At 34.3% G+C, this 8,782-nt stretch carries 5 protein-coding genes; 2 read left to right on the top strand and 3 right to left on the bottom strand.

What is annotated here, in order from left to right; all coding sequences use genetic code 11:
* Positions 1 to 367: 367 nt before the first annotated feature.
* A complete protein-coding gene (locus tag U9P79_08000; protein ID MEA2104564.1) occupies positions 368 to 3,223 on the top strand; it encodes a peptidyl-prolyl cis-trans isomerase in 2,856 nt (951 codons plus the stop codon).
* Positions 3,224 to 3,287: 64 nt separating this feature from the next.
* The gene (locus U9P79_07995) at positions 3,288 to 5,729 is read left to right on the top strand and encodes a hypothetical protein (protein MEA2104563.1); all 2,442 of its coding nucleotides are present in this window, start codon (positions 3,288 to 3,290) and stop codon (positions 5,727 to 5,729) included.
* Between the two features lie 32 nt (positions 5,730 to 5,761).
* Here the strand turns inward: U9P79_07995 and U9P79_07990 are convergent, their stop codons facing one another.
* The 3 genes from U9P79_07990 to U9P79_07980 all read right to left on the bottom strand — a co-directional run bounded on the left by U9P79_07990 (position 5,762) and on the right by U9P79_07980 (position 8,515).
* Positions 5,762 to 6,688 carry a sensor domain-containing diguanylate cyclase gene (locus U9P79_07990; GenBank protein ID MEA2104562.1) on the bottom strand — a complete coding sequence of 309 codons (927 nt, stop codon included), beginning with the start codon at positions 6,686 to 6,688 and terminating at the stop codon, positions 5,762 to 5,764.
* A 129-nt stretch (positions 6,689 to 6,817) separates the two neighbouring features.
* A complete protein-coding gene (locus tag U9P79_07985; GenBank protein ID MEA2104561.1) occupies positions 6,818 to 7,237 on the bottom strand; it encodes a PPC domain-containing DNA-binding protein in 420 nt (139 codons plus the stop codon).
* Between the two features lie 372 nt (positions 7,238 to 7,609).
* A complete protein-coding gene (locus U9P79_07980) occupies positions 7,610 to 8,515 on the bottom strand; it encodes a D-2-hydroxyacid dehydrogenase (protein ID MEA2104560.1) in 906 nt (301 codons plus the stop codon).
* Positions 8,516 to 8,782 lie beyond the last annotated feature (267 nt).

The raw sequence follows: 8,782 nt of genomic DNA, 5'->3' as shown, positions 1-8,782 counted from the left end.
TACGAAATTCTTCGCTCTACATCTAACAGAATCATCAACGAAGTAACTGGCATCAATCGCGTGGTTTATGATATTAGTTCCAAACCTCCCAGCACTATCGAATGGGAATGAGAAGATGGAAAAAATAGATTCTCGTACATTTTTTCAATTAATTGCGTTCCCAAGCTGGGGCTTGGGAACGAGATTTTTCATGATCGAATGGGAACGAGATTCTTCATGATCAATGGGAGCGAGATTAGTGGAAAAAATAAGTCAATCGAACATTTTTTATCCATACTTTTTTTACTACAAAAAACGCTGAGAAAAATTAAATACAATAGGTTTTCACAACAGTGGTAAAATTTGTTTTTATTAAAATATTTTTATTATGAAAAAAAACATCCAATATTTATTCATTTTTAGCCTGCTTTTTGTTTTTTCCGGTTTGAAAGCAAATCCAAACATCATGGCAGAAGTTGGCAATAAATCAATAACATGGCTTCAACTTCAAAATCACTATGAAAATTTGTGGAAAGAATATCTTGCTGATAATTCAAAATTTCCTTCTGTTTCCGAATTCTCACCTAGAAAAGATTTGAGAAAGTTGGCTATGAACGAACTCATCCGTGAAAATCTTTTTGAAATTTATGCGGAAGAACACAATATAACTTTTTCTGTTCCGGAGATTGAGGCAATATTTCGGCAAATTTATTCTGACAAAGATATTTTTTTAACTAATGGCATATTTGATAAACAAAAACTTATTCAGTTTAAACAAAATTATCCGAAACGCTATCAGGCCATTGTAAGCACAATTAAGAATGATTATTTTTATACCAAAATTGAAAATATAATTAAAGAACAATTTGCACTTACCGACGAAGAATTGTATGCAAGATATATCCGAAATAATTCCAAGATCAGGTTAGCCTATAATATTGTTCCGGATTCACTGATGCCAGCCACTTTTCCCTCCACTCCATTTTATTTGGATAAATTTTACGAAGCGAACAAAAACAAATATTCTTCCCCTCGAAAAGTGAAAATCAAATTTATCTATATTGAAGACCGGATGTTTTTATCATCTACCAAATCATACCAAAAATATTTGGAAAAATATCGCAAGATTGCTCACCGAAAATCCAGAACAAAGGCTATCGAACTTATCAAAAAATTTCAGAATTCAAATATTTTTTATGATCCGGATTTTCATATATTCGAAACGGATTTTATAAAACGCGGAGATAATATTGGGCAATTGAAAAACAATCAGAATATTATCAAATTCGCTTTAATTCAAAAGGTAGGATCTGTTTTTTCTATGCCAATCGAGCAGGATGATGGCTGGATCGTCTTCCAGACCGCAGAAATAAAGCGAGATGAACTGATTAATTTGAATGATATTTCCTCAAAAGTATGGCACGATTATATAAATACCGGAAAAACAATTTACATAAATAGCGAAGTTGATAATTATTTTGAACAAAAAATAAAGGATGAAGATATTTATAAATTTAATTTCAGCTATTTAAAATTAAATCGGGAAGAATTGGAATTTGACAAATCTCTCACTCCCGACTCATCAGCAATCCAAAAATATTATGAGGAAAATATCGAAGAATTTACAACCGTAAGAGACACACTTCCACTTGAAGAAGTTATTAGTGATGTGATAGAAAAGCTCGAGGGAATTAAATATAAAGTGCTTGCCGATAGCTTGATAGATACGCTTTGCATACTTGTAAAAAATAATCACTTCCACTTTCCTAAGAATAATTTTCAAATCAGACGCAATATCGAACTGATCCAAAATCTTCCCTATTTCACAGAACCCTATCCGCTGATAATGGATACGCTATTTGTAACTCCTGAAGATTCAATCTTTAAAAAAGTAAAAGATAATTTTCTTTATATCGGCAGAGTGAATAGACGAAAAAAATTATCCTTCAATGAAAAAAGAAAACTTAAATCCCGAATCAAAAAATTAACAGAAAAACACCTTTACGAAGAAAGGAAGAAAAATTTCGAAGAATATTATTCTGCAAATAAAGATAATTTTTATCCTGAAGATTCATACCAATTTGTTTACTTATTTATTCAGCGAGACACAACCGGCATTCGTCAGGCTGTGGACTTGCAGAAAGCCCAAAAAATCTTTTTGGCAAATAAAGAAAAATATCTCGTAGAAAATAAGGTCAAATTGCAAACAATTTTTCTTGATCCAAAATATAATATTTCAAGTGAAATACGTTCAATTAATTCTGCTTTACGTGATTCGATAGATTTTTCTGTAATATCCAAAATATTTTATCGTCAAAATCATTTGTCCGATAAAAACGGGACTTTTATAAACATCGAAGATTTAGATAAAGAGATAAAGATAGCCGTAGAAAAAATGCAAATGGGTAAAATCAGCAGACCTATTATGACTGCTGAAGGTTATTTCATCATTAAATTATTGGGTAGAGAACAGATATTCGAGCCGGAATTTGAAGATGTAAAAGAAACCATTATAAGCGAAATGATTCGAGAAAAGGCAGATAGTTTATGTTTTGAAAGTGCTGTGAGCATCTATGATTCTCTGGAGATTGGATACAAATTTGCGGAATTTGATAGTTTGGGTTATGTGGATACGACAAGTTTCGTAAAAATAAAAGAAAAAAAATCATTAATGCTTGATAGCAATGTTTCCATTTACGAAGAAGACTTCGAGCCTTTATACAGAACCGATGACGGAAATGTGATTCCAAAAATATTTAAGCAGGAAAACGGTTATGCAATTGTCATGGTCAAAAATAAAATTCAAGGCAAAAAGATTACCGGTTACGCAGCCTATTCTTTTGCAAAAGACCGCTTCCTTGATGTTTGCAAATATAACAGTTGTCGTATTTTTACAGATTATTTGAGCAGGCTGGTTCAAGATAGAAATGACTCTCTTTCAAATTATCTCGGCGGAATGAAAAATACCGGCTGGGTTAGCTATTACGACAATATCAATAATCTTTCCAATAGTCAGATCATTTTGCGAGATGCCTTTTCTAGAAAAGTGGGAGCTTACAGTAATCCGATCAGATTCAGCAATACCAGTTTTGGATTCTATCATATTCTAAATAAGAAAATTGAAAGCAGAGCAGATTTCTCTTCTATAAAAGAGCAATACCGCAAAAAATTTATTGAAGATCAATTTAAAGAATGGCTCAATGATTATAAAAAAGAAAAAACCGTGATAATCTATAGAATATAATCAGAAATAGCATTCTTCAATTTTCCCTATTACTCAGCGCAAAATCAAGTAAATTAAAGACTTTATGAAAAAAATTATCTTATTAACATTTATACTATTTATTGCAACCCAATCAGTTGCTGAAATAATCACTCCTGCTGAAATGCAAATTTTTAATACAATGATGTTGCGTAACAACATCAAACCCGGCTCAGAAAACTTCTTGAAAGATTGGGTAAGTAGTACGGAATTTAAAATTCCGGTAATAATTGATATTTTAAACAACCCGATGGAATTTCCGAATTTTGTTGAAAGAACCGAACAAATATTATCACAGCAATCTTTTTCTCAAATTATCTCATATTTCGGTCAAGAGATATTTGCTAGTGATTCGATTACAAGTTGTAAGAAAGAATTCAAAAACTATTTCCAAAATAAGGTAAAAAATCAGGAAGATATTTTTGGTTATATAGATTTGGTATTCGCAAAATCAGATTTTTATTATCAGCAAGTTTGGGACTCTTTGAGTATCGAGGAATTGAAAATATTACGTTATTCCTCTTATACAATGTGGGCAGAGTCGGAAGATAGTTTGAAATATCAAGACTTTTTCACCCAAAATGATATTGATAAATTTGATGATCTGGAATTTGAAGAGAGTGTAATTCCAATTATAAAAAAGATAAATTTTTCTCAAATGATGAATGCAGTAAAAATATTTCAGGACGGATTTGATGTCTTGAAAAACAGTTTTTCTGAAAATAAATTTGTATGGGGGAATAGAATCGAATCAAGAACAAAATGGGGAAATTTCTGTATCGGCTCTGCGGAACGAGACATATATTCGGATAATTATACATTTATTCTTGATCCGAACGGTGATGATATTTACAATTCAAAAATCAATACGACGTTTTTCAGTCCGTATTATATGGTTTTGGATTTCAAGGGAAATGATCTCTATCAGAACCAAACAATCGGCGGATTGTTTAGCGTTGTGCAGGGAATTGGAATCAACTTTGACGCAGACGGAGATGATTTTTATCATGGAAACGACTTGGCTCTTTCATGTCTTTTCGGGTATCAATTATCCATTGACGAACAAGGTGATGATGTTTACAGAACAGGATTGTATAGTCTGGGTGCCGGGACTTTTGGAATTTCAAATTTAACCGACAAAAAGGGAAACGACATATATTCCGTAACCGAATGCGGGGAAGCGTTTGGTGGAACTCTTGGCGCTGGATTGTTGCTCGATTTTTCCGGTAATGATTTTTATTTTGCAGGTGGAAAATATTATCACACGCCGCTTGCTCCATTTGATACGCGAAGTATGTCTCAGGGATTTGGATTCGGAGTTCGTCCTATAATGGCTGGAGGAATTGGATTTCTCTATGATGAAGATGGCAATGATTCCTTTAAAGGCGGAGTGTATGCTCAAGCTGTTGCCTATTGGTATGCGCTCGGAATTATTGTTGATAAATCCGGAAATGATTTTTATGATGCTGTTTACTATCCTCAAGGAAGTGGAATTCACCTTGCCGGAGGATTTTTATATGATGAAAAAGGGGAAGATCATTACTATTCCAAACACGGTCCGGGGCAAGGGAGCGGACATGATTATTCGGTGGGCTTTCTCGTTGATCGGGGTGGAAACGACCGCTATTCTATTGAAGGGGGAAATGGACTCGGATTAACAAATTCGGTTGGAATTTTCCTTGATGTAGCAGGAGATGATAAATATCAGAATAAATATGATGCTAATTATGGTTATGGAAGGCAAGCTCGAAATAGCGGCAGCATAGGACTTTTCCTCGATACCGGAGGAAATGATTCGTATCCTCTCGAGATGACAAAAAATGATACCTTTTGGATTAATGGAAATTTTGGGATGGGTCTTGATACGCTTTTTTTTGTTCCCGAACAAGAACCGATTGAAGAAAAAGCAGAAGCTAATGCTGCTGAAATTGATACACTTGCAAGCATCGAAGAAATCTTTGATATTGCTTCCGAATGGGAAGTTGGAAGTAGCATAAAGAGAGTGCAAAAAGCCCGTGAAATCTTACTCGAAAAACCCGAAGAAACTGCTGAATTTATTTTCAACGAAAGATTGGATACAAAAAGCGGACTTGTTTTTAGAGCGATAAAATATTTCATAAAAAATTCTGTTGTTTACAAACCTTATATCCCGAAGGGTTTGGAACTTGAGGATAGCCTTTGTGTAAAAAATACGATGTCAATTATTGGGGAATTGCAAGATACGTCTTATGTGGACACTCTCGAAACTTTTGTAATAGAGAAAAAATATCTCAAATCTGCTCTCAGTACTTTGGGAGACTTAAAAACAAAAAAAAGTGTAGATATCCTCAAAGAATTTATGAATGATCCTTCTGAAAAAATTCGGGTTATTACTGCTCGAGCATTTTTAAAGATAGACTCCCCTTATAGCAATAAAAATTTAAGAAAAATGAAAAACGACGACTCGTTTCTGATTCGTTCTATGGTAAGATTGAAGTTTGGCAATTAACGCCTATTTCAGGTTTAATATTTTTTTGTTGATTATTTGTTTGGAGAAAAATTTTCAATTATAACTTGATTTTTGCTCGTTTCCTTACATTTTTGCAAAAGTTTTTCGGCTTTGGCAATTAACGAATGCAAGTCGTCGTCATGTTCAGCCAAAGTTCCTCCGATTGATACGCTGACGGATAAGAAGCGATCTTTATATTTTATTCGCGTTTGTTTAATCAGAACACGCAGTCGTTCAGCCATTTCATAAAGCCCCCTATTACTTAAATTTTGAAAAACACCCAAAAATTTATCTTTATCCCATCGGCTAACTTTATCAGAAATCCGAATTGAATTGAGGGAGGTTTTTGCGATTTCCTTTAGTATTTGATCTCCGGTTTTTCTCCCATATTCATCATTAAAGTCTGCAAAATCATCACAATCAAAAAATAGAATTCCAAATGAAATTCCATGCCTTTTTCGCTGATCTAAGCAAGATTTTATTTCGTTTTCAATAAAACGCTTATTAGATAATTCGGTTAAAGAATCAATCAGTGATAGCTCGCTTAGTTTTTCAATTTGTGCTTCCATATAAATTTCAGAAGGCAAGATTGAGAATAATTCAAGCCCACCAATTATTTTGCCACCCTCATTATACCTGGGGAAAGTGTTTATGGTAATAGGTATTACATGCCCTTCTTTATGATGTAGATAAAGTTGTAGTTGTCTATGTTCTCCATCAAATATAGTTCTTCTAAGGGGGCAAATCCCCTTGCAAAGATTGTTCCCTTTTCCATCGACATGGTTAAGAATATTATCGCTACAAGATGAGCCTAAAACTTCTTCTGATTTAAATCCTGTAATCTTCTCAGCGGCTTTATTCCAAAAAACTATTTTCATATTGTAATCAACGATATACAAGCCGTCCCGTATATTTTCAACCACATTATTAAAATCTTTTTCAGTTATCATCTTATTCATAATTAATATTAGTACAAATTTTAGCAGTTTTAACAGATTTTTGTTTTCATAAATTCGGTAAAATTATTTCATTCAAACTTCATTTATGCAAAACAATGCTTGCCCGACAAATCCATAATTTCAGTTCTATCAATAAAAATTCAATCTTAAATTTCCATCTTCAGACTCACGGATAAATCTTGCACCGGATATGGTTTGAATAAATATCTCGGCTGTATTCCAAACTAAACCGGAGAGAATATGCCCACCTATCATTTTGTGCGTTTTATCTGCCAGTGCCACGTGAATATGCCATTCAGGTTTATTGTCTTGATTGAGATACATATTCCCATTTGTTGAAACTAATTCAGCCGGAGTGTTGAATATTTTTTTTAAATATTTCCCATCCTCAAAATAACCGATCTCAGCGTCTTTTAGCATGCCAACGCCGTTTAATATAATTGCGTTTTGCAACTTATTTTCTGTGGCAAATTCTATTAATTTCTCCAGAAAATCTTCACCGTGCTGAAGTCTGAGGCACAATATGTTTCCATATTTTTTTGTGATCATTTTAATATGTTCCTTTCTTGTTAAGTTAAGAATTTATCCGCCAGCCGGTGGATTGCGAAGCTGGGAAAAGGGAAAAGGGAGAAGGGAAAAAGGGAGAAGGGAAAAGGGAAAAAACTTACCACGAAATACACGAAATACACGAAAAATTTCAAATCAGCACCAGCGGTGCGAAATATTTGTAGCATAAGGCGTTAGCCTTATGTTCGATGAATAAAGGATAATTAAGCACCGTAGGTGCGACATTTAAAAAAGGGAAAAGGGAGAAGTGAAAAGGGAAAAAACTTACCACGAAATACACGAAAAAAATCAAATTTCCAAAATATACCTTGAGCCAATCCGCCAGCCGGCTGATCGGCTCAAGGAATTTTAAGATTATGCAAAGAATGCGTTGATAATATCGGCAACTTCTATGCCTACATTTCCTTTGGCTTCTTTTGTTCCGGCTCCGATATGGGGGCTAACACTCACATTCGGATGATTGATCAATTCAGTGTTATTTGACGGTTCGTCTTCAAAAGAATCCACACCGGCAAATGCAACTTTTCCGGAATTCAATCCTGCTAATAATGCTTTTTCATCAACAACACCACCACGAGCACAATTAATGATCATTACACCATCTTTCATTAAGCCGATTGCATCAGCATCAATGATATAATGAGTTTCATCGGTGTGAGGAATGTGGAGAGAAATAATATCGGATTTTGCAAATAATGTGTCAAGATCCACTATCTTTGCATCAATATCCGTTTCTTTTACATAAGGGTCGTAAGCGATGACATTCATACCGAGAGCAATCGCTTTTTCTGCAAGAGATTTTCCAATATGACCGAATCCGATGATACCGAGAGTTTTACCACCGATTTCATGTCCAACATATTTTTTCTTGTTCCACTCGCCATTTCGCATAGTGATATTTGCTTGGGGGAGAAAACGATAGAGCCCGAACATATGAGCAAGCGCGAGTTCTGCTACTGATTTTGAGGAAGCGGTTGGTGTATTCGATACTTTTACACCTTTTGATTTTGCATAATCGCAGTCAACATTATCCAAACCGACACCACCGCGAACGATTATTTTGAGTTTGTCCGCAGCATCAATAGCCACTTTTCTTACTTTTGTTGCACTTCGAATGACTACAGCATCGTAGCCGGGAATCAATTCTGCCAGTTCTTCCGGTGTTTTCTTCTGGGTTTCGTCCACCAGTTCATGACCGGCTTCTTTCATCTTTGCCAAACATGCGTCCGAGACCGGATCGCAGATCATTATTTTTGCCATATATCCTCCATTGGATTTTGGTTGGTTTATCTAACCTAATTTGTGAATTCTTACGATTTTAATCTACCACGAAATACACGAAAAAACACGAAAAGATATTCAACCATAGTTTATTATCCTATTTGCTTTTTATTCTTCTCTCTTTGATTTTTAGTCCAATTATCATAATAAATTTAAATTTGGTTTATCTAACCTAATTTGTGAATTCTTACGATTTTAATCTACCACGAAATACACGAAAAAACACGAAAAGATATTCAACCATAG

Source organism: Candidatus Cloacimonadota bacterium, from assembly GCA_034661015.1.
Lineage (GTDB): Bacteria > Cloacimonadota > Cloacimonadia > JGIOTU-2 > JGIOTU-2 > JAYEKN01.
The sequence above is the reverse complement of the archived record's forward strand: the minus strand, read 5'-3'. Positions and strand labels throughout refer to the sequence as shown.